Raw genomic sequence first — 22653 nt, forward strand, 5'->3', positions numbered from 1 at the left:
ACTAGACATCATGACTAAACCGTTAGAAGGCATCAAGATCATCGATTTCACCCACGTGCAAGCCGGTCCGGCCTGCACTCAGCTGCTGGCCTGGTATGGCGCCGATGTGATCAAGGTCGAGCGCCCGGGCGCAGGTGACGTCACCCGCTCGCAATTGCGCGACATTCCCGGCGTCGACGCGCTGTACTTCACCATGTTGAACAGCAATAAGAAGTCGCTGACCCTGGACACCAAGACTCCGGAAGGCAAGGAAGTGCTGACCCGCTTGATCAAGCAGTCCGACGTGCTGGTGGAAAACTTCGGCCCCGGCGCGCTGGACCGCATGGGCTTCACCTGGGAACACATCCGCGAACTGAACCCGGGCATGATCGTCGCGTCGGTCAAGGGCTTCAGCGACGGCCACCACTACGAAGACTTGAAGGTGTATGAAAACGTGGCGCAGTGCGCCGGCGGCGCCGCCTCGACCACCGGCTTCGACGACGGCCCGCCGACCGTCAGCGCCGCCGCGCTGGGCGACAGCAACACCGGCATGCACCTGGCGATCGGCATCCTGACCGCGCTGCACGCCCGCAACCGCAACGGCGGCAAGGGCCAGAAGGTGGCCGTGTCGATGCAGGACAGCGTGTTGAACCTGTGTCGCGTCAAGCTGCGCGACCAGCAGCGCCTGGACCGCATTGGCTACCTGGAAGAGTATCCACAGTACCCGCACGGCAGCTTCACCGACGTGGTGCCGCGCGGCGGCAACGCCGGCGGTGGCGGCCAGCCGGGCTGGGTGCTCAAGTGCAAGGGCTGGGAGACCGACAAGAACGCCTACATCTACTTCACCATCCAGGGCCACGCCTGGGCGCCGATCTGCCGCGCCATCGGCAAGCCGGAGTGGATCGAGGATCCTGCCTACATGACCGCCGCGGCGCGCCAGGACAAGATCTTCGACATCTTCGGCACCATCGAAGCCTGGCTGGCCGACAAGACCAAGTTCGAGGCGGTCAACGTGCTGCGCAAGTTCGACATTCCTTGCGCGCCGGTGATGACGATGAAGGAGCTGGCCAACGACCCGTCGCTGCGCGAGAGCGGCACGATCACCGAGGTCGACCACAAGGAACGCGGCAAGTACCTGACCGTCGGCAGCCCGATCAAGTTCTCCGACCTGAAGGTGGAAATCACCGGCTCGCCGCTGCTGGGCGAGCACACCAACGAAGTGCTGGAAACGCTGGGCTACAGTTCCAAGGAAATCGCCGCGCTGCACGCCGCGTCGGCGGTATGATAGGCAACTAGCAGACCGAGAAGGGCGGACCTGGTTCCGCCCTCGTTCATTTTTGGAGACAGCCATGCAGACAACAGATTACCAGCAGCTGGTCGAGGCCATCGGCGACGCGGTGGTGGTGTGCGACGCCGCCGGCGCGATCATCGTGTGGAACGACGCCGCGGTGCGCATGTTCGGCTTCACGCGCGACGACGCGCTGGGCAAGTCGCTCGACCTGATCATTCCGGAACGCCAGCGGGGGCGCCACTGGGACGGCTACAACAAGTCCATGGCCACCGGCCAGACCCGCTACGGCAGCGACGTGCTGCGTGTGCCGGCGCTGCACAAGGATGGCCGCACCCTATCGATCGCGTTCACGGTGGCGATGCTGTACGACGACGCCCGCAAGGTGACGGCCATCGTGGCCGTGGTCCGCGACGAAACCGTGCGCTGGGCCGAGGAACGCCAGTTGCGCGTCCGTCTGGCGCAGCTGGAAGCGGCGGCGGCTCCGGCTTCCACGCTGACCTAGATCGCGCCATGGCCGACAGCATTTCCCTGCGCTGCGTCGTGCTCACCGTCAGCGGCAGCCGCACCGCCGCCGACGACACGTCCGGCGACCTGCTGGCGCAACGCCTGCAGGCCGCCGGCCACCGGCTGCTGCGACGCGCCATCGTCTCCGACAATCTCTACCAGATCCGCCGCGTGTTGAGCGACTGCATCGCCGACAGCGAGGTGCAGGTGGTGCTGATGAACGGCGGCACCGGCTACGCCGCCAACAACGTGGTGCCGGAAGCGGTGCTGCCGCTGCTGGACCGCGAAGTGCCGGGCTTCGGCGAATTGATGCGCCAGCTGTCCTATGCCGACGTCGGCACGTCCGCCATGCAGGCCAGGACGCTGGCCGGCTTCGCCAACGGCAAGCTGATCTTCTGCCTGCCGGGATCGACCGGCGCCTGCGCGCTGGCCTGGGACGGCATCCTGGCCGAACAGCTGGACAGCCGCCATAAACCCTGCAACTTCGCCTCCCACCTTGCTTCCATGTCAAATTAGTATATTTGCCTTCATAAAAATCATTGGTTAAGCTGCAAGCGGCGCCGTAGCATGGCGGCCATGCTACCCCCTCAGCTTATGAAAGAACCATGATGTCAGCAATCCAGTCAGCCTCAGCTATCAAGCTCGCGATCGTCGGCGTCGGCAAGATCGTCCACGACCAGCACCTGCCGGCCGTCGCCGCCAATGCCGATTTCCAGCTGGTCGCCTCGGCCAGCCGCAACAACACGGTCGAGGGCCTGCCGGGCTTCCGCTCGATCGAAGAAATGCTGGCCGCCGTGCCCGATATCGACGCGGTGTCGCTGTGCATGCCGCCGCAGTACCGCTACGCGGCCGCGCATGCGGCGCTGTCGGCCGGCAAGCACGTGTTCCTGGAAAAGCCTCCCGGCGCCACGCTGTCGGAAGTGGCCGACCTCGAGGCGCTGGCGGCGTCCAGGGGATTGACCTTGTTCACCAGCTGGCATTCGCGCTATGCGCCGGCGGTCCAGCCGGCCAAGGCTTATCTGGCCGCGCATGCGCCGACCAGCATGCACGTGGTGTGGAAGGAAGACGTGCGCCACTGGCATCCGAACCAGGAATGGATCTGGCAGGCCGGCGGCCTGGGCGTGTTCGATCCGGGCATCAACGCGCTGTCCATCGTCACCGAAATCCTGCCGTCGTTGATCTTCCTCAACCGTGCCACACTGGAATTCCCGGAAAACCGCGACGCGCCCATCGCCGCGCAGCTGCACTTCCAGGATGCCGCCGGCATGCCGGTGCACGCCGAGTTCGACTGGCGCCAGACCGGCAAGCAAAGCTGGGACATCATCGTCGGCACGGCGGCGGGCGAGCTCAAGCTCAGTGACGGCGGCGCGCGGCTGTGGATCGCCGGCGTCGAGCAGCCGCTGGGCAAGGAGGCGGAATATCCGTCGCTGTACCGCCGCTTCGCCGAGCTGGTCCGGGCAGGGCGCCCGGACGTCGATGTGGCGCCGCTGCGCCACGTGGCCGACGCCTTCATGCTGGGCAAGCGCAGCGTCGTCGACGCCTTCCACGACTGAAGTACCGAAGGCCGGGTTCAGCCGACCTTGCCGACCGTCCGCACGCGCAGCACCCGCTCGGCGCCGACCATGTTGACGGCATAGCCGTTGCGGCCGGCCGCCTTGACGCCATACAGCGCCTCGTCGGCCGACTTCAGCACCTCGTCCGGCTGGGTGTGGGGCGCGCTGGTGACGGCGATGCCGACGCTGGCGGTCACCGACAGCTTCAGCCCGCCGATATCGAACGGCTGGGCCATCGCGCTGATGATGCGCTGGCCCAGCACGTTGATCTCCGACGGCGACGACAGCTGCTCGAACACCACGACGAATTCATCGCCGGCCAGCCGCGCCACGGTATCGGTGGCGCGCACGGCCCCCGACAGGCGGCGCGCGAACTCGATCAGCACGGCGTCGCCGGCGGCATGGCCGTGGGTGTCGTTGATCAGCTTGAACTTGTCGACGTCCAGCATGGCCAGGCCCACCGGCTGGCCGGCGCGGTCGCCCCGCGCCAGCGCGGTCGGCAGGAAGGCGTCGAACATGCGCCGGTTGTGCACGCCGGTCAGGGCGTCGGTGGTGGCCAGCAGCTGCAAGTCCTTTTCCACCTGCTCGCGGCGGCGCGTCAGGTTCTGGAAGGCGCGGCTCAGCAGGCCGAACTCGTCCAGGCGGTCGGTCTCCAGCGCGACCACGTCGGTGGGATCGCTGTCGATCCGCTCGACATGCAGGCGCAGCGTGCCGAGCGGCCGCAGCAGCCCCTTGATGATGACCCAGCCGAAGAACGCCGCGCACAGCGTGATCATCGAAATGGCGGCCAGCGCCCGCAGGCGGATGCTGAGCAGCGGCGCAAACACGCTGCGCAGCGGCCGCGCCAGCGCCACCGTCCAGTCGACGCGGCTCAGGCGTTTGTGCACCAGCAGCGTCGGCACGCCTTCGTCCAGCAGATCGTCCTGCCAGCCCTCGGGCGAGCTCAGCACCGCGTCGATCAGCACTTCGGTGCCGCCCGGTTGCTGGCGCAGCAGGAAGTCCTTGTTCGGATGGTGCACCACGACGCCGTCGGCGGTGACGATGAACAGGTAGCCGCCGCCGGCCTGGCTGAGGGCGTCCATCTGGCCTGAAAACGATGGCCGCAGCAGGTCGACCGAGCCGACCAGCACCGCGATGATCTCGCCCTGTTCATTTTCCAGCGGCTGGGTGACGACCACCACCGCCTTGTTGGTCATGGCGCTGCGGAACGGTTCGGAGACCAGGCCTTCCCTGAGCCGCACGGTGTCCTGGAAGTACTTGCGCGTCGAGGCGTTGATCGAGCCCTTGCGGCGGCGGTCGTTCAGGTTGGCGATGATGGTGCCGTTCATGTCGAACGCGGAGACGTTGAAGAACTCGTCGCGCAGCGTGTTGTGCGCTTCCAGCATTTCCTGGATGTCGTCGAGTTTCAGATCGTGGCCGCGGCGCGTTTCGATGGCCGACTTGAGCAGCTTCTGCTTGTTTTGCAGGTCGTTGTCGATGTAGGCGGCGGCACTGTTCAGCAGCGACAGTTCCTGCGCCGCCAGCACAGGCCGCATCTCGGCCTCGGAAATCAGCAGCGACACGCCGCCCACGCCTGTGGCGGCGATCAACACCATCAACGTGACCGTGGCGGTCACCTTGAATTTGAAGCTGTGCAGCACGCGGAGAAATGGCCCCACGATGTCTCCCCCGTACGCGCGATCGTGTCGCGCATCAATTATGTCCGGCCGATGGTAGGGGCCGGATACGCGGTCGCCTCGGGACTTGGGAAGGGGCCGCTTACCAGCTCATTATAGACCTTGGAGAAATTTCTGTTGGGAAATAAAATCCATGTAGTCGAGGAGCAACAGCGGGACCGCACCGCGCCATCGCGTAAAATACCGTGCCCTGTCCGCCGTTTGCCCATGAGCCCTGACCATCCCGACAATATTGCCGCCGCCGACTTTCGCCCGGACCTGATCCGTGGGCGCCAGCTGGTCACGTCCGCGTGGCTGGCGGCGCTGGCGTCCGGCGTGCGGGTGCACGGGGCGCCGGCGGCCGGCTGGCGGCTGATCGAAGTCGGCTGCGGCGGCGCCGCGCTGTTCGAGCAGGGCCACATTCCCGGCGCCGGCTACCTCGACACCTGCTACATCGAACAGCAGCCGCTGTGGAACAAGGTGGCGGACGACGCCTTGCTGGCGCTGCTGCTGGCGCGCGGCCTGCGCCACGACACCACGGTGATACTCTACGGCCGCAACAACCTCGCCGCCGCCCGCGCCGCCCACCTGCTGCTGTACGCGGGCGTGGCCGACGTGCGCCTGCTGGACGGCGGCTACGCGCTGTGGCTGGCCGGCGGCCATCCATGCGAGCGGGGGCCGGGCGCGCCGGGCGGCATGGTCCCGGCGGCCGATTTCGGCGCCGCGTTCCCGGCCCATCCCGAATACATGGTGGACACCGCGCAGGTGCAGGCCTTGCTGCGCCGGCAAGACGGCGTGCTGGCCAGCATCCGCACGGAGGCCGAGTTCACCGGCAAGGTCTCCGGCTACAGCTACATCGTGGCGCGGGGCGACATTCCGGGCGCGCGCTGGGGCCGGGCCGGCGAGGACGGCGACGTCAACAGCATGAGCGCCTACCAGCTGGCCGACGGCAGCATGAAGCCGGCGGCCGCCATCGCCGCGCAATGGGCCGCCAGCGGTATCGTGCCCGGCCGGCCGATCGCCTTCTATTGCGGCACCGGCTGGCGCGCGTCGATGGCGTTCTTCTATGCCTGGCTGATGGACTGGCCGCAAATCAGCGTTTACGACGGCGGCTGGTTCGAATGGAGCCACCACCACGGCCTGGCCTGCGACGCTTCCGCCTCCGGCCAGCGTTGCTGAGCTCCGCCGGGCACTTTCCAACTTTCCATACAAGCGACCCGCCGGCCATCCAGATTCCTGGATGGCGGCTGATCCCGCATTGCTATTTCCATAAAGAATTTCTTTAGTAATCAAGGGCTTGCTGCGGATTTTTGGTGCGCAAGCGGCTGGCACAGCCATTGCTATCTATGTCGCACCCGCGGCAGCCGCCGGGGCCCACGACAACAAGAAACTGGAGAAGCCAAGTGAAAAAGAAACGCCCATTAACGCTCTACATCCTGGTCGCGATGATCCTAGGTGTGCTGGTCGGCTACGCCTGCCACGAAACCTTCCCCGACAAAAAGCTCAGCGCCGACATCGCCAGCCACATCTCCATCGTCACCGACGTGTTCCTGCGTCTGATCAAGATGATCATCTCGCTGCTGGTGTTCTCGACCCTGGCGGTCGGCATCGCCCACATGGGCGACGCCAAGGCTGCCGGCCGCGTCGGCATCAAGGCCATGGGCTGGTTCGTGATCGCCTCGCTGGCGTCGCTGACGCTGGGCATGCTGCTGTCTAACCTGATGCAGCTGGGCGCCCATCTGGGCCTGCCGCTGCCGCCGGTCGACGCCGCCACGGGTCTTAAAACCTCGGCCTTCACGCTCAAGGAATTTGTCGCCCACATGGTGCCGAAGTCGCCGATCGAGGCGATGGCCAACAATGAAATCCTGCAGGTGCTGGTGTTCGCCGTCTTCTTCGGCAGCGCGCTGGGCGCGCTGGGCGAGGCGGGCGCCAAGCTGACCGCCGTGATCGACCAGCTGGCGCAAGTGATGCTGCGCATTACCGGCGCCATCATGAACCTGGCGCCGCTGGCGGTGTTCGCGGCGATGGCCTCGGTCATCACCACCAACGGCCTCGGCATCCTGGCCACCTTCGCCAAATTCATGGGCGGCTTCTACCTCGGCCTGGCGTGCCTGTGGGCCTTGCTGGTGCTGGGCGGCTTCCTGTTCCTCGGCAAGCGCGTGTTCCGCCTGATCGGGCTGATACGCGAACCCTTCCTGCTGGCGTTTTCCACCGCCAGTTCCGAGGCGGCCTATCCCAAGCTGCTGCTGGCGCTGGACCGCTTCGGCGTGCAGCGCAAGATCTCCAGCTTCGTGCTGCCGATGGGCTATTCCTTCAACCTGGACGGCTCGATGATGTACTGCACCTTCGCCGTGCTGTTCATCACCCAGGCCTACGGCATCGAGCTCTCGCTCGGCACCCAGATCACCATGCTGCTGTTGCTGATGGTGACCTCGAAAGGCATCGCCGGCGTGCCGCGCGCGTCGCTGGTGGTGATCGCCGCCACGCTGAACCAGTTCCATATTCCGGAAGCCGGCCTGCTGCTGTTGATGGGCATCGACCAGTTCCTCGACATGGGCCGCTCGGCCACCAATGCGGTCGGCAACGCGGTCGCCACCGCCGTCGTCGCCAAGTGGGAAGGCGCGCTGGACCCGGAGCCTCAGGCATCGACCGTCGCCGAAATGCGCGCGGCTTGAATAAAAATATAAAAGAGGAGATTGAATTGATTCAAAAGTACATCTTGAGCGCCATGGCGCTGGGGCTGGTTACGCTGGGCGCGCAGGCGCAATCGTCGGTCACCGTGTATGGCGTGGCCGACGCCGGCCTGGTGCTGGAGCGCGGCGGCAGCGCCGGTTCGGTGGAGAAGGTCAGCAGCGGCGTGGCCTCCGGCTCGCGCATCGGCTTCCGGGGCAAGGAAGACCTGGGCGACGGCCTGACGCTGACCTTCATCCTGGAAAACGGCTACGCCCTCGATACCGGCGCCGCCGGGCAGGGCGGCCTGCTGTTCGGCCGTCAGGCCTTGCTGTGCCTGACCGGCCGGGCCGGGGCGCTGAGCATCGGCCGCCAGTACACGCCGTTCTACAAGGCGCTCAACAATGTGGCCGACCCGTTCGTCACCGGCATGGCGGGCAATGCGCAAAACCTGTTCGCCAACAATTCGCGCGTCGACAACGCGGTCGAATACATCACGCCGCGCGCCGGCGGTTTTGCGGCCGACGTGCAATACGGCTTGGGCGAAACGGCCGGCGACAGCGCCAGCAACCGCTACCTCGGCGCCAGCGGCAGCTACGAAAACGGCCCGCTGAGCGTGGTGATCGCGCACCAGCGGCGCGACAACAGCGGCGCCACCGCGCACAGCCGCAACACCATGCTGGTGGGGCGCTACCGCTTCGGCGAAGTGACCGGCCACCTGGCGCACGCGCGCAACCGCGACCTGCTGGGCAACGACAGCCGCGATACGCTGCTGGGCTTCACCGCGGCGCTGGGCAGCGACAAAGTGATCGCCTCGCTGATCGACCATCACGACGGCTCGGGGCTGCGCCAGCACGCGCGGCAGGCGGCGCTGGGCTACAGCCACCCGCTGTCGCGCCGCACCGACCTGTATGCGGCCTACGGTCACATCATCAACCGCAACGGCGCCGCTTTCCGGGTCGGCACCGCCATCGACACCGGTTCCGGTACCACCGGAATGAACCTGGGTGTACGTCATGTGTTTTAATGTCAACTTCGGATGACAGAGAATGCAAGGAAGACTATGGCAGCATCGCACACCGCCGCGCCGTCGCGGCCAGGCCGCCGGCTGCTGCGCCTGGCGCGGTGGGCGGTGCTGCTGGCCTGCGGCCTGGCGCTGGCAGGGCTGGCGTGGCGCTGGATGGAGAACGTGGCCATCGACAAGCTGCGCGTGGCCGGCGCCCAGCGGCTCGACGGCTACGCGGTCAGCCTGGAGAACCTGCTGTCGAAGTACGATTTCCTGCCCGGCACGCTGGAGCTCAACAAGGACGTGATCGCGCTGCTGCGCGAGCCCGGCGACGAGGCCTTGCGGGCCGAGGTCAACGCCTACCTTGAGCAGCTCAACCGCCGGTCCAAATCGACCACCATCTACATCGTCAACCTGCAGGGCGTGACGCAGGCGGCCAGCAACTGGCGCGAGGCGGACAGCTTTGTCGGCGACAACGTCGCGTTCCGGCCCTACGTGCGCGACGCGCTGCGGCGCGCCCCCGGCGGCTTTTACGGCGTCGGCACCACGCGCGGCGAACCGGGCTATTTTTTCGCCCACGGGATTTATCACAACGGCCGCATGCTGGGCGTGGCCACCGTCAAGGTCAATATCGAGTCGCTGGAAAAGGGCTGGGAGCAGGGCGCCGACAAGGTGCTGCTGGCCGACGCGCATGGCGTGGTGTTTCTCAGCTCGGTGCCGGAATGGAAGTACCGCACGCTGGCGCCGCTGACGCCGGAAGTGCTGCGGGAGTTGGAAACCTCGCGCCAGTATTTTTCGCACGCGCTGACGCCGCTGGGCATGCGCGAACTGCGCCCGCTCGACGGCGGCGCCGCCATCGTGGCCGCGCCTCCGCCGACACCGTCCGGGTCCGCCCGCATGCTGAGTCAGGGCCGTTCGCTGGCGCCGCGCAACTGGCATTTCGTCTACCTGTCCGACCTGGGGCCGGCGCAGGCCAGCGCCCGCAATGCCTTCGTGGTCGCCTTGCTGGTGCAGGCGCTGGTGCTGCTGCTGGTGCTGTATCTGCGGCAGCGGCGCCGCCTCGGTCGCCAGCGGCTGCGCGCGCGCGAGGATTTGCAGCGTGCCTACGATCACCTGGAAACCATGGTGGCCGAGCGCACCTCCAGCCTGCAGCAGATGACGCACAACCTCAGCGAGGAAAACGCCGTGCGCCGCCAGGCCGAGCAGAAGCTGCGGCAGGCGCAGAGCGAGCTGGTACAGGCCGGCAAGATGGCGGTGCTGGGCCAGATGTCGGCCGGCATCACGCATGAGCTGAACCAGCCGCTGACGGCGCTGCGCACCATGTCCGACAACGCGCAGGTGCTGATCGAGCGCGGCCGGCTGGACGAGGCCAGGTCCAACCTGGTGACCATTTCGCAGCTGGTCGGCCGCATGGGCGCGCTGACCGGCCAGCTGCGCCAGTTTGCCCGCAAGGCCGACGCCAGTCCGACGCCGGCGCCGGTGGCCGCCGCCGTCACCGCCGCGCTGTTCCTGGTCGAGCGGCGGGTGGAGCAGGAGCGGGTCAATTTCCGCATGTCGATGCTGAGCCCGGACGTGCGGGCGCTGTGCGACAGCAACCGGCTGGAGCAGGTGCTGGTCAACCTGTTCAACAACGCGCTGGACGCCATGGCCGACAGCGAGACGCGCCAGCTCACCGTCACCGTCGACGCCACCTTTACGCGGACGCTGATCGCGGTGGCCGATACCGGACCGGGGATACCGGAAGACATCCGCGCCCATTTGTTCGAACCGTTTTTCACCACCAAGGCGCAGGGCAAGGGCCTGGGACTGGGACTGGCGATCTCGGAGCAGATCGTGCGCGAATCGGGCGGCGTGCTGCGCGTGGAAACCACCGCCGCCGGCGGCGCCCGGTTCATCATAGAATTGCCGCTCGCGGCACAGGAGACAGCATGAAAGTATTATTGATTGAAGACGACGCCACCGTGCGCGCCGGCAGCGCGCAGGCGCTGGACCTGGCCGGGTTCGAGGTGGAAGCCTTCCACGCCGCCGAACCGGCGCTGGCGCGCATCACGCCCGGTTTCGCCGGCGTGGTGGTCAGCGACGTGCGCCTGCCCGGCATGAGCGGGCTGGAATTCATGGCGGCGGCGCGCGCCATCGACGCCCAGCTGCCGGTGGTGCTGGTGACCGGCCACGGCGACATCACGATGGCGGTCGGCGCCATGCGCGACGGCGCCTACGACTTCATCGCCAAGCCGTATTCGTCCGAGCAGCTGGCGGAAGTGGTGCAGCGCGCCGTGGAAACGCGCCGGCTGATGCTGGAGGTGGCCGCGCTGCGCCACCGCATCGAGCACGGCGTCGGTATCGAGGCCACGCTGCTGGGCGACTCGGCCCCGATGCGCGACCTGCGCCGCCTGATCCTCGACCTGGCCGACGAGCCGGCCGATGTGCTGATCTACGGCGAAACGGGCACCGGCAAGGAAATGGTGGCGCGCTGCCTGCACCAGTTCAGCCGCCGCCACAAGCGCCATTTCGTCGCCCTGAATTGCGGCGCCATCCCGGAGACCATCTTCGAGAGCGAAGTGTTCGGCCACGAGCCGGGCGCCTTCACCGGCGCCGGCAAGCGCCAGATCGGCAAGATCGAGCATGCCGACGGCGGCTCGTTGTTCCTCGACGAGATCGAGAGCCTGCCGATGGCGCTGCAGGTCAAGCTGTTGCGCGTGCTGCAGGAGCGCTACGTCGAGCGGCTCGGTTCCAACAGCCCGGTGCCGGTGGACGTGCGCGTGATCGCCGCCGCCAAGGTCGACCTGAAGGAGTGGTCGGACCAGCAGAAATTCCGCAGCGATTTGTACTACCGCCTGAACCTGATCGTGCTGAACCTGCCGCCGCTGCGCGAACGGCGCGAGGATATCCCGCTGCTGTTCGAGCACTTCCTGCTGGGGGCGGCGGCGCGCTACAAACGCGCCGCGCCGCCGGTGCCGGGGCCGCTGATGCAGTCGCTGATGGCGCACGACTGGCCGGGCAATGTGCGCGAGTTGCGCAACATCGCCGAGCGCTTCGTGCTCGGCCTGTCGAGCGGCGCCGACGGACTGCTGTCGGCGCGCAGCATGGCGCCGCTGCCGCTGGCCGAGCAGGTCGGCTGCTTCGAACGCGCCGTCATTGAGCAGGAATTGCGCAAGGCCGGCGGCAGCGTCAGCGAGGTCAGTGCCGCCCTCGGCGTGCCCAAGCAAACGCTCTACTACAAGATGCAGAAGTACAGCCTGACGCCGGACGGCTATAAGACTTAGTCGCGCTCGGGCACGGGGACGTTGAAGCCGTTCAGCGTTACCGACACCAGCGCATACAGGCCGACCAGGTAAATCAGTTCGTTGGCGCCGTGCTGGCCGAAGGTGTCGACGGCAAGGCGGTACAGCGGTTCCGGCAGCGTGCCGCCGCGGCTCAGCGCATAGGCCATGTCGTAGGCCACGCTTTCTTCCGGGGCCAGGTCGGCCGGCTTGAGGTCCGCCACCAGCGTGGCCAGGCGCGCGGCCGACATGCCTTCGCGCTCGGCGACGGCGATGTGGGCGTAGATTTCGTAGGCGGCGTTGTAGCTGGCGCCCACCGTCAGGATGGCGATCTGGCGCACATTGTCGGCCAAGGTGGCGTTGGCGGTCATTGCCAGCGTCAGGTCCCAGATGGCCTTGCCGACGGCCGGCTCGTGCAGCCATGGATTCCAGGGGCCCATCAGCGCGCCGTCTTCGCGCACGGCGATGAAGTCGTTGAAATTGCTGGTGATCCCTTTGCGCATATTGTCGTACAGCTGCTTTTGTTCGGGTGTCAGGTCTTGCGGGGCAATCAGCGGCAGGCGCATGGCGGTTCCTTGATGGTTGTATGGTCAGCCTACAGGGTAGGCCGGACCCGCCGCCGGCGCTGTGCGTTGCCGCACCATGTCTTGCTTAGGTCTTTGCGGGATCGGCGATCCAGATGAAGGCGCAGGCGGCGCTGGCCAGCGCGGTGATGGCGCAGGCCAGGGCGGCGATATGGAAGGAATGCAGCAGCGCGTCGCCGTGCGACGCCAGCACCACGCCCAGCAACGCGGTGGTGAACAAGCCGCCCGCGCGGGCTACCGCGCTGTTGAAGCCGGAGGCGACGCCGCTGTGGCCCGCATCCACCGACGACAGCACGGCCGTCGTCAGCGGCGCCACCGCGATCGCCATGCCGACGGCGATCACCAGCATGGAGGGCAACGTGGTGGTCCAGTAGCTGCCGTCGCCGATGCGCATGGCCAGCAGGAATCCGGCGGCCACCACCACCGGACCGACCGTCAGCGGCAGTCGCGCGCCTATCTTGCCGGCGATGCGGCCCATCGTCGACGACGCCAGCGCGATCACCACCGGCAGCGGCAGCAGCGCGGCGCCGGCGCCGCTGGCCGAATAGTGGTCGACTTCGATCAGCACGAACGGCACCAGCAACAGCAAGGCGCCCAGCGCGCCGTACAGCAGGAAGGTCATCAGGTTCAAGCCGCTGAAACTGCGCGAGCCGAACAGCGACAACGGCAGCATGGCGTTCTCCCCGGCCCGTTGTTCGACCCGCAGGAAGGCCAGCAGCGCAACGGCGCCGGATGCGATCGCCAGCAGCGGCGGCCAGCTGAAGCCGGCGCCGCTGGAAGCCACCGTCAATCCCCAGGTGAGGCAGGCCAGGCCGACGCTGGCCAATGCCGCGCCGGGCAGATCCAGCCTGGCCCCGGGTTGCGCCGCCATGGCCGCCTCTTCGCGCAGGTAGCGCGCACCCAGGTACAGCGCGGCCGCCGCCAGCGGCAGGTTGATGAAGAAGATCGCGCGCCAGCCGACCACGTCGATCAACCAGCCGCCAAGCAGGGGGCCGAGCGCGCCCGCCGCCGCGCCGACGGCGGCCCAGATGCCGATGGCCCGGCCGCGCGCCTCGCCCTCAAAATGCGTGCCGAGGACGGCCAGGCTGTTGGGCATCAACAGCGCCGCGCCTATGCCTTGCAGGATGCGGCCATTGACCAGCAGCGGCAAGGTGGGAGCGAAGGCGCACAGCAGCGAAGCCAGCGCGAACAACAGCACGCCGAGCAGCAGTACGCGGCGCTTGCCGAAGCGGTCGCCGGCGGCGCCGCCCAACAGCAGCAGGGCGCTGAGCGACAGCAGATAGCCATTCACCACCCACGACAGGCCGGCGCCGTCCGCACCCAGGCTGCGGCCGATGGCCGGCAGGCCGACGTTGACCACGGAGCCGTCGATGAAAGCCAGGCTGGAAGCGAGGATGGTGGTGGCCAGCACCATGCGCGGATGCGCGACGGCGGAGCTGTCGGCGCAGGGCGGGGCGGCCAGCGCGATCGCCTGGTCGCAACCGGGTTGGGCCGCGGTGTTCATGGTTGTCGGAGGATGTCGCTCATGCGTCCATGATGACACAAGAGGCCGGGCGCACGATATCTGCCGTTGGTATCAAGGGTATCAAGGTTTTTTGAGCGGCTCGGTCCTGCTCTCGTGCCGCGTTGTGTTGGCCTGCGCCAGCACGGCGGCGCAATCCACCGGCTCGACCTTGCCGACGTTCACCAGCGGCAGTATCGCCGCCGCCGGATTGACCACTGTGGCCAGGGCCACTGCGGCACCGGCCTTGAGCGCCAGCGGCCCCTTGTACGGGCCGACGTCCGGATTGGTGAACGTGCCCTTGGCGTACAGCGGCGTGCGCAGCGTGATGATGCGCGCGCCCTTGGTCTTCGGCCGCACATCCAGGTCGAGCCGCTCCTTGGCCAGGTCGACGCTGCCGCTGATGTCGATCACCGCCTCCTTGGTGTCGACCACGAAGCGGCGCGCTTGCGCCAGCCCGTGTTCGACCACGAAATCGCCGGCCAGGCAATTCAACTGCACCTGCCGGTCGCCGAACAGCTTGACGAACACCACGTTGGCGATATTCAGGCCGGCCGCCTCCAGGATGAATTTGCTGACCGAACCTTCGCTGACGGTGGTGCCCAGTTCCCCGCTGGACGTGGCCAGCATGGCGGACACCGAATTGCCGGTGCCAACCAGCGCGGCGTCGCCGTTGACTTCGCCGAGGCTGGCCTGCATCGACTGCAACTTGGGGAACAGCTCGCGGATCTTCAGATGGCGCGCCGCCATCCTGATCTGCGCGTTGATCTGTTTTTTGGTGCCATCCAGCTTGACGTTGGAGGTGATGTCGCCGCCGGCCATGCCGAAATTGAGCGGCGTCAGCGTCAGCATCTTGTTCTTCATCTGGATGCGCGTTTCGATGTCCTGCAGCGGAATGTCGTGCGTGCGCACCAACTTCTTGCCGGTGAACTTGACGTCGGCGTCCAGCGCATCCCATTTGGCGGTGTTGAACTGCTCCACCGGCAGCGCCTTGTCTTTCGGTTGCAACTTGGGCTTGTCGCGCGCTGCGCGGCTGGCGTCGCTTTCGGCGCCGATGGTCGGCCCCAGGTCGTCCAGCCGCAACTGGCGCGAGGTCAGGGTGCCGGTCAACATCGGGCGCGGCTTGCGCGGGCTGTATGCCAGCGTGCCTTCGAGGTCGCTGCTGCCCACCGTGCCGGTGAAATTGCGGTAGGTCCAGTTCCAGATGTCGCCGGATTTCTTGCCGATCAAGCGGCCCGTTGTGGCGTAAGGCGGCGTTTCCGGCAGCAGTACGCCGGTCAGCGGATACAGGTCGGCCATGCTGGCGCCGGCAAGCGACAGCTTCAGATCCAGCCCCGCCGGCGAACGGGGATCGGTGACCGTACCCTCGATGCCGATCTTGTTGTGGCCCAGCGTGGCGTTGGCCTGCAGCGGAAAGCTGCCGTGCGCGTCTTCCAGTGCCAGCACCGCGCCGCTCTTGCCACCGCCGGTGATCGGGGCGCCGTGGTAGGTGCCGCCGAGGTCGAACTTCACGCCGTATTGCTGTGCGCCGTTCTGCGACTGCCCACCGGATAGCGTAGTGGCCCTGGCGCGCAGGTCGAGTTTGATGCCGTCGTCCAGGTAGCGCAGTTCGCCGTCGCGGAACGCAAGCCGCTGGATGTTGACGTCCCACTGCGACGGTCCGTTGTCCTTGAAGGTCCAGGTGTTGCTGCCGTCGGCGCGGCGTTCGGCCGCCACCGCCAGCTTGTCCAGCGACAGGTCGGTGATCAGCACTTCCTTGTGCAGCAGCGGCAACGGATGGATGGTCACCACGATGTTGCCGACGCTGGCGAGGCGCGAACCGGTGCTGGTCCAATCCGGATTGGCGATGGTGACGCCGGCGGCGCTGATGCGCGGACGCGGCACGTAGCGCCGCCAGCCCGGTTCCGAAGCGTCTCCCTGCTGGAAGTGCACATCGAGGTCGCCGTTGATGGCGAACTCGCGGCCTATCGTTTCCGATACCTTGTGGTTGATGTAAGGCCGGGCGCGGTTCCAGTTGAACGTCAGGACGAAAACGACAAGCGCCGCCAGCAGCACGAACAGCGTTGCCAGCGTGACATACAGCACGGTAAGGGCGCGCGATCTTTTCATAAGCCGATGCTACGCCGCGCACGATTGAGCTTATGTGCGCTACGCCACCGTGGAGTCAAATCAGCCGGCCGGCGGACGGCCCACCAGATGGGCGTGCAGTAGTTCGCGGTCGGCGTCGCCGTTCAGATAATTGAATTTTCCGGCGACCATGGTGGCGACGGGCGCGCCATCCCGGAACAGCAGGCGGTTGCCGGCCAGGGCAGGGACCTTGTCGCCGGGCAGCAGCGTGCCGCACAGGTTGAGCGGATCGATGGCGGAGATGCACACCAGACTGGCGTCGTGCTTGCGGCGGCGCATCTCGCGCAGCAGTGGAATGGCCTCGGGCAGCGCGAACTGTTCGCCGGAGAGGCCGGCGATGAAGCGGCCGCCGCGAATTTCTCCGCGCGCTTCGAGGCGATGGTAGACCGGCAGCAGCTCGCGCCAGCTCGGCATCCACGCGGCCTCGCGTTCCAGCAGCCGCCAGAACATCACCCCGTAGCGACGCAGCAGCGTCATGGCGATGTGTTCCAGCGTCTGCGGATCGGTGCGCGGTTTGCGCGTTGGCGTGGCCGGGCGGGCGGGGGCGGGTTTGGCGTCGGTGGCTGCGGCAGTTGCTGTAGCTGCTGCTGGTACTGCTGTTGCCGGACCCGCGGCTATCTCGCTGACGCGCTCGCGGATAGTGACGCCGTCGCCGCGCCGGACCAGCGCCCAGCGGCCGGCTTCCTCCATCGTTGGCGCGGCGCCCCGGTGGCGGCGCTTGTCGTTGCTGGCGCGCTTGTTCGCCGGCAGCAGCATCGCGCGCAGGCCGGCATAGCTGTCGGCGTTGACCAGGCCCGTATTCACCAACTCGCCCAGCGTGTTTTCCAGCTCCACCGGCAGCAGGCGCGCATCGTTCGCCAGTTCGTCGAAGAACATGGCGCCGTCGCGCCGCAACGCCTCCAGCACCCGCGCGGCGCGCACCGAAACCTCGATCTCGCCGGCCACCACCGGCAGCGCATGCCACAGCCCCAGCTGGCGGCGCGGCAGCAGCACCAGCGGCGTGCCGCGCACCGGACCGCCGGCCGCGCTGGACGGCGCACCGATGCGCGTCCATACCAGTTTGCCCGCGCGGCACAGGTCATCGAGCCAGGATTTGGAATAATCCTGCAGCCGCAGCGCCAGCAGGTCGCTTTCCCAAGCGCCGGCCGCCGCCTCGTAGCCTTCCATTTGCGACAGCAACAGCGGCAGCGAATCTTCGCCGCGCAGCTGCGTGTCCGGCGACAGGTGCTGCCAGTCGAACAGGAAGCGCATGAAGTCCTGGCGCTCCACCGGCTCGATTTCGCGGCGCAGGCTCTTGATCGTGTAGCGGTGGATGCGCGCCAGCAGGTGGCGTTCGCACCATTCCTCGATCCTGGCGCCGGGCGTGAAGCGGCCGCGCATCACATAACCTTCGCTTTCCAGCTGCGTCAGCGCGATGGTGGCGGTGCCGGCCGTCAGGCCCAGCGCGCCGGCGATGACGGCAACCGTTTGAGGACCAAAGCCGCTCAAGCGCGCGCGCAGGATCTCGACCAGCGCCGTATCGGCGGTCCAGTCGTTGTCGACGGGCGGCACCAGCGGCGGCGTGGCCTGCGCCTGCGGATACGCGGCCTGCAAGCAGGCCAGGCGCTCCAGCGACACCCAGAAGTCGACGCCGGCGCCGCGCATGCGCGTCGCGCGTGCGCCGGCGGCCAGCGCATCCAGCCACGTCGTCCAGCCTTCATTTGAAGACGCTTCCGCATGCGTGATGCAGGCCAGCGACATCAGGGCCTCATGCATCTCGTCGGCGTTGCGCACATTCGGCCAGGCTTCCTCCGCCACGCTGGCGATCGCGCCCGCATCGAGCGCGCCCAGGTCGTCGGTCGACGCCGGATCGGTCCAGCGCCGGTTGATGACCGCCTGCGTGCGGCGCTCCTCCAGCGGCGCATCGTCAAGGAAGGCGTAGGGGCGGGCATTCAGGATTTCCATCGCCAGCGGCGACGGCGCCGGCAGGTCGCGCGCCAGCAGCGTCACTTCGCCCGCTTCCATGCGGCGCAGCAGTGCCAGCCAGCCCTCGCTGTCCATCGCCTCGTGCAGGCAATCGTCCAGCGTCTGGTCGACCAGCGGGTGGCTGGGCAGCTCGCGCTCGCCGACGATATTTTCCAGGCACGCCGCTTGGTCGGGGAACACTGAGGCCAGCAGGTCGTCGCTCTTCATGCGCTGCAGCTGCGGCGCCACCTTGCGTCCGCCCGCGTAGCGCGGCAGCGCCAGGGCGGTGGTGGCGTTCCAGCGCCAACGCACGTTGAACAGCGGCGCATCGAGCAGGGCCTGTATCAGTATGTGCTCGGCGGTGGTCGAGCGCAGGTAGCGCCACACCTCGTCCAGCGGGAAGCTGTGCGCGGTCGACAACGACAGCACGATGGCGTCCTCGGTGGCCGCCGCCTGCAGCTCGAAATTGAAACTACGGCAGAAGCGCTTGCGCAGCGCCAGCCCCCAGGCGCGGTTGATGCGGCTGCCGTAGGGCGTGTGGATCACCAGCTGCATGCCGCCCGATTCGTCAAAGAAGCGCTCCATGACCAGCGTGTCGCGGGTCGGCAGCGCGCCCAGCGCGGCGCGCGAGCGGGCCATGTACTCGGCGATCTGGCGGGCGGCATCGTCGGCCAAGCCGAGATGCTCGAACAGCCAGTCCACAGCGCGTTCGATGGCCGCCTCGCCGCCGCCGTCCAGCAGGCGGTCGATCTCGCCGCGCAGGCGCGCCACGCCCATCGACAATTCATCGCTGCGGCCCGGCGCCTCGCCCAGCCAGAACGGAATGTTCGGCGCCGCGCCGTGCGCGTCCTCGACCCGCACCTTGCCCGCCTCGACGCGCTGGATGCGGTAGGACGTATTCCCCAACTGGAAAACGTCGCCGGCTAGGCTCTCGACGGCGAAGTCTTCATGCACGGTGCCGACCATCTGGCCTTGCGGTTCCAGCACCACCGAGTAGTCGGCGTTGTCGGGAATGGTGCCGCCCGAGGTGACTGCGGTCAGCTTGCCACCGCGCCGTCCACGCAGCGTGCCGGCCACCGTGTCGCGGTGCAGGTAAGAGCCACGCACGCCGTTGCGACCGGTGTAGCCGTCGGCCAGCATGCGGATCACCGCGTCGTATTGCTCGCGCTTCAGCTGCGCATACGGCGAGGCGCGCCGCACCATGGCGAACAGTTCCTCCTCGCTCCACTCGCGGCACGCCACTTCGGCCACGATCTGCTGCGCCAGCACGTCCAGCGGCGCCGATGGAATGCGCAGCAGGTCGAGTTCATCGCGGCGCACGCAATCGAGCAGCGCGGCGCATTCGATCAGGTCGTCGCGCGAGGTCGGGAACAATCGTCCCTTGGGCAGGCCTCCGACCTGGTGGCCGGAGCGGCCGACCCGCTGCAGGAACGAGGCGATGCCGCGCGGCGAGGCGATCTGACACACCAGGTCCACGTCGCCGATGTCGATGCCCAGCTCCAGCGACGCGGTGGCGATCAGCACGCGCAGTTCGCCACCCTTGAGACGTTGCTCGGCATCGAGGCGATATTCCTTGGCCAGGCTGCCGTGGTGCGCCGCCACCAGTTCGGCGCCCAGCCGCTCGCCCAGATGGCGCGCCATGCGCTCGGCCATGCGCCGCGTGTTGACGAACACCAGCGTGGTCTTGTGCAGCACCGACAGTTCCGCCAGCCGGTCGTAGACGCGTTCCCATACCTCGTTCGGCATCACCGCCTCCAGCGGCACCGGCGGCAGTTCCAGACCGAGATCGCGCGCCCGCACGTGGCCGACATCGACCACCGCGCAATCCGCGCCGGCGCCGACCAGGAATTCCGCCACCGCCGACAACGGCCTTTGCGTGGCCGACAGGCCGACCCGCACCGGCGCCTTTGCGCACAGCGCGTCGAGCCGTTCGAGGCTGAGCGCCAGGTGGCTGCCACGCTTGCTGCCGGCCACCGCGTGGATTTCGTCGACGATCACCGTGCGCACGGTGGACAGCATGGCGCGTCCGCTGTCGGAGCCCAGCAGCACGTACAGCGATTCCGGCGTCGACACCAGGATGTGCGGCGCGCGGCGGCGCATGGCGTTGCGTTCGGCCTGGGTGGTGTCGCCGGTGCGCACCGCGCTGCGGATGCCGTGGTCCGGCAGGCCGAGGGCGGCCAGTTCTCGGCTGATGCCTTCCAGCGGCGCCAACAGGTTGAGGCGGATGTCGTTCGACAGCGCCTTCAGCGGCGACACGTACAGCACCCGGGTTTCGTCGGGCAGCGGACCAGAACCGCTTTCGGCCACCAGCGCGTCGATCGCGGCCAGGAAGGCGGTCAGCGTCTTGCCCGAGCCGGTCGGCGCGGCGATCAGCGCAGGACGGCCGCTACGGATCAGCGGCCAGGCGCGCCGCTGCGCTTCCGTTGCGCTTGGGAAGGCCGAGCGGAACCATGCCGCCACAGCGGGATGAAAATCTTGCCACAAATCGACGGTGGGCAGCTTGGTCATGTACCACTAGATAGGGACGACGGCGCGGAAATCAATTATGGCATAGCCGGAAGCTGTCGCGGTATTGAGCCGGCGTGACGCCGAAGCGTTGCGAGAACACCAAGCGCATGCGCGCCGCGCTGCCGAAGCCGCAGCGCCAGGCGACCGTTTTCAGCGCCAGTTCGCTGCCTTCCAGCAGGTTGCGGGCGGCGTCGATACGTGCGCGCTGCACGAATTCCGCCGGCGTGACGGCCATCTCTCTGACGAACTGACGGGCGAAATTGCGCGCGCTCATGCCTGCCACGTCGGCCAGGTGCTCGACCGACAACGACTCGGCCAGGTGTTCCATCACATAGCGCTGGATCAGCGTCGCCAGCGCGTCCGGTGCCTGCGCGTCGCTCAGGTAGGGACTGAACTGCGATTGTCCGCCCTGGCGCTGCGCCAGCACCAGCAGGCGCTTGGCGGCGGCCAGCGCCACGGCGGGACCATGGTCCTCGGCCACCAGCGCCAACGCCAGGTCGATACCCGCGGTGACGCCGGCCGAGGTGACCAGCGCGCCGTCGCGCACGTGGATGCGGTCATGCTCGACCTGCGCCAGCGGGAATTGCGCCGCGAGCTGCGCGGCGTCGCTCCAGTGCGTGGTGACGCGCTTGCCGTCAAGCAGTCCGGCGCGGCCCAGCAGGAAGGCGCCGGTGCAGATCGAACCGTAGCGCGGCACGCTTTGCGCCATCTTGCGCAGCCAGGCCGACAGCTGTGGGTTGTCCGCCTGCAGCGCCAGTTCGGGGCCGCCGGCCACCAGCACCGTGTCGAAATCCGCGAAGCAGGCGGCGGCATCGTCGAGGCCATGGTCGGCGCCCAGCCGCTGGCCGTTGGAGGCGCGGATCGGGTAGGGCGCCGTGCCGACGGTGACCAGCCGGTAGCCTTGGTCCGGCGCGAGGAAGGTATTCGCTTCGGCGAAGACGTCCATCGGACCGGAGACATCCAGCGACTGCACGCCGGGGAACAGCAGCAGCGCGACGGTCTTCAAGATGCGCCGCCCATCGCCGCCGTTGCTGGAGCCGGAGCGGGCGGGAAGTAGCTGCCGCGCGACAGCAGGAGCAGCGACCGGGCCGCCACATACAGCACCAGCAGCAGCGTGGCGGCGAAGACGATCGCCGCGACGGCCTCCAGCACGCGGCCATGGCCGGCCATCAGCATCAAGCCCTGGCCCAGCGTGGCGAGGCCGAAGGTATAGGCCCAGTAGCCGGGGGCGAAGTCCTGCCGCGCCAGCCAGCGGGAGGCGAAGGCCATTCCGGCGAAGACGAACAGCGCATAGCCGGCCAGCGCGAACGTGACGGCGCTGTGGGCATCGGCGCCCGCCAGCACTTGGTAAGCCACCAGCGCCACCACCGGCGGCGCGCTGTAGATACCCATGAAGTTGCGGCTCTTGTCGGCCAGGCCGCCCGTCATCAGCTGGTGTGTGATGGCCGAATCGAGCACGATCCACGAGATCGCGCCGACGCCGAACAGCATCCAGCCGTAATCGACGTAGCCGAACACACCGGCCGCCAGGGCGTTGACCAGCACACTGGCGGTGTAGGGCAGGAACAGCGGCGGCACGATCTGGGCGGCGTCGCGCTGGCTGCTCCAGTGCGCGGCCAGGCGCCAGGCGCCGTACAGCAGGTTGGCGGCGGAGCCGAGCCAGAACGCCAGCCTGGCGGCGTCCGGCCAGTAGGGCTGCAGCGCCAATGCGATCAGGATCACCGATTCCGGTATCAGCGCCAGGAAGGCCGATTGCACCGGATCGCGCGTCTCGGCCACGGCGGCGGCGCGGTGCACCATCCATTTGTGGACGTACAGGCAGATGAAAACGGCAAAGGACAGCACGGCCAGCGCCTGCAGCACCTCGCCGGCCAGCGGCGGTAGCGACCACAGCTTATGCGCGAAGCGCCAGGCGTTGCCGGTTTCGGCCAGCCCCAGCGTGAGCGCGAAGAAGGATGCGGGCAGCAGTCTGGTTCTCATGATGTAGTCGATTTCGGTTGATGATCAATGCATCGATTTTAGGCCGGACGCGTGCCGGCATGAAGTGATCAAATGGACTGAATTCTGCCAA

The 22653-nt window shown here is 67.6% G+C and carries 16 protein-coding genes; 9 read left to right on the top strand and 7 right to left on the bottom strand.

The window, feature by feature from the left end; translation table 11 throughout:
- The first annotated feature begins 10 nt into the window (after positions 1-10).
- From frc to ACSQ3S_RS13225, 4 genes are all read left to right on the top strand, one after another.
- A complete protein-coding gene (gene frc, locus ACSQ3S_RS13210; protein ID WP_176654000.1) occupies positions 11-1264 on the top strand; it encodes a formyl-CoA transferase in 1254 nt (417 codons plus the stop codon).
- Between the two features lie 64 nt (positions 1265-1328).
- Positions 1329-1772: a PAS domain-containing protein gene (locus ACSQ3S_RS13215; RefSeq protein ID WP_353402568.1), complete on the top strand. Its 444-nt coding sequence runs from the start codon at positions 1329-1331 to the stop codon at positions 1770-1772.
- 8 nt (positions 1773-1780) lie between these two features.
- Entirely contained in the window at positions 1781-2290 is a 510-nt protein-coding gene (gene moaB / locus ACSQ3S_RS13220; protein WP_436142641.1) for a molybdenum cofactor biosynthesis protein B, read from the top strand.
- Positions 2291-2379: 89 nt separating this feature from the next.
- Positions 2380-3327: a Gfo/Idh/MocA family protein gene (locus tag ACSQ3S_RS13225; protein ID WP_436142642.1), complete on the top strand. Its 948-nt coding sequence runs from the start codon at positions 2380-2382 to the stop codon at positions 3325-3327.
- Positions 3328-3344: 17 nt separating this feature from the next.
- Here ACSQ3S_RS13225 and ACSQ3S_RS13230 read toward each other — a convergent pair whose 3' ends face one another.
- A complete protein-coding gene (locus ACSQ3S_RS13230) occupies positions 3345-4985 on the bottom strand; it encodes a sensor domain-containing diguanylate cyclase (RefSeq protein WP_353402574.1) in 1641 nt (546 codons plus the stop codon).
- 225 nt (positions 4986-5210) lie between these two features.
- On the opposite strand from ACSQ3S_RS13230, the gene ACSQ3S_RS13235 reads away from it, so the two are divergent.
- From ACSQ3S_RS13235 to ACSQ3S_RS13255, 5 genes are all read left to right on the top strand, one after another.
- Positions 5211-6161: a sulfurtransferase gene (locus ACSQ3S_RS13235; protein WP_436142643.1), complete on the top strand. Its 951-nt coding sequence runs from the start codon at positions 5211-5213 to the stop codon at positions 6159-6161.
- A gap of 224 nt (positions 6162-6385) precedes the next feature.
- Positions 6386-7657 carry a dicarboxylate/amino acid:cation symporter gene (locus ACSQ3S_RS13240; RefSeq protein WP_353402577.1) on the top strand — a complete coding sequence of 424 codons (1272 nt, stop codon included), beginning with the start codon at positions 6386-6388 and terminating at the stop codon, positions 7655-7657.
- A gap of 26 nt (positions 7658-7683) precedes the next feature.
- Positions 7684-8679, top strand: a complete 996-nt coding sequence (locus ACSQ3S_RS13245) for a porin (protein WP_436142644.1) — start codon at positions 7684-7686, stop codon at positions 8677-8679.
- A 36-nt stretch (positions 8680-8715) separates the two neighbouring features.
- Complete coding sequence (locus tag ACSQ3S_RS13250; protein WP_176654006.1) at positions 8716-10590, top strand: ATP-binding protein; 1875 nt, start codon at positions 8716-8718, stop codon at positions 10588-10590.
- Positions 10587-11921, top strand: a complete 1335-nt coding sequence (locus tag ACSQ3S_RS13255) for a sigma-54-dependent transcriptional regulator (RefSeq protein ID WP_353402583.1) — start codon at positions 10587-10589, stop codon at positions 11919-11921. Before ACSQ3S_RS13250 ends, ACSQ3S_RS13255 begins: the two co-directional genes overlap by 4 nt.
- Here the strand turns inward: ACSQ3S_RS13255 and ACSQ3S_RS13260 are convergent.
- The 6 genes from ACSQ3S_RS13260 to ACSQ3S_RS13285 form a co-directional block, all read right to left on the bottom strand.
- A complete protein-coding gene (locus ACSQ3S_RS13260) occupies positions 11918-12484 on the bottom strand; it encodes a carboxymuconolactone decarboxylase family protein (protein WP_436142645.1) in 567 nt (188 codons plus the stop codon). The genes ACSQ3S_RS13255 and ACSQ3S_RS13260 overlap by 4 nt on opposite strands.
- Positions 12485-12569: 85 nt before the next feature.
- Positions 12570-14006, bottom strand: a complete 1437-nt coding sequence (locus ACSQ3S_RS13265) for an MFS transporter (RefSeq protein ID WP_436142646.1) — start codon at positions 14004-14006, stop codon at positions 12570-12572.
- A gap of 81 nt (positions 14007-14087) precedes the next feature.
- Positions 14088-16112 (bottom strand): AsmA family protein, encoded by a 2025-nt coding sequence (locus ACSQ3S_RS13270; RefSeq protein WP_436142647.1) that lies wholly within the window; start codon positions 16110-16112, stop codon positions 14088-14090.
- Positions 16113-16172: 60 nt separating this feature from the next.
- A complete protein-coding gene (locus ACSQ3S_RS13275; RefSeq protein ID WP_436142648.1) occupies positions 16173-20582 on the bottom strand; it encodes a DEAD/DEAH box helicase in 4410 nt (1469 codons plus the stop codon).
- A 31-nt stretch (positions 20583-20613) separates the two neighbouring features.
- On the bottom strand, positions 20614-21588 hold the full coding sequence (locus ACSQ3S_RS13280) for a GlxA family transcriptional regulator (RefSeq protein WP_436142649.1): 975 nt from the start codon (positions 21586-21588) through the stop codon (positions 20614-20616).
- The gene (locus ACSQ3S_RS13285) at positions 21585-22562 is read right to left on the bottom strand and encodes a hypothetical protein (protein WP_436142650.1); all 978 of its coding nucleotides are present in this window, start codon (positions 22560-22562) and stop codon (positions 21585-21587) included. Before ACSQ3S_RS13285 ends, ACSQ3S_RS13280 begins: the two co-directional genes overlap by 4 nt.
- Positions 22563-22653 lie beyond the last annotated feature (91 nt).

It is taken from the genome of Duganella sp. LjRoot269 (assembly GCF_964254095.1).
GTDB classification, from domain to species: Bacteria; Pseudomonadota; Gammaproteobacteria; order Burkholderiales; family Burkholderiaceae_D; genus Rugamonas; species Rugamonas hordei.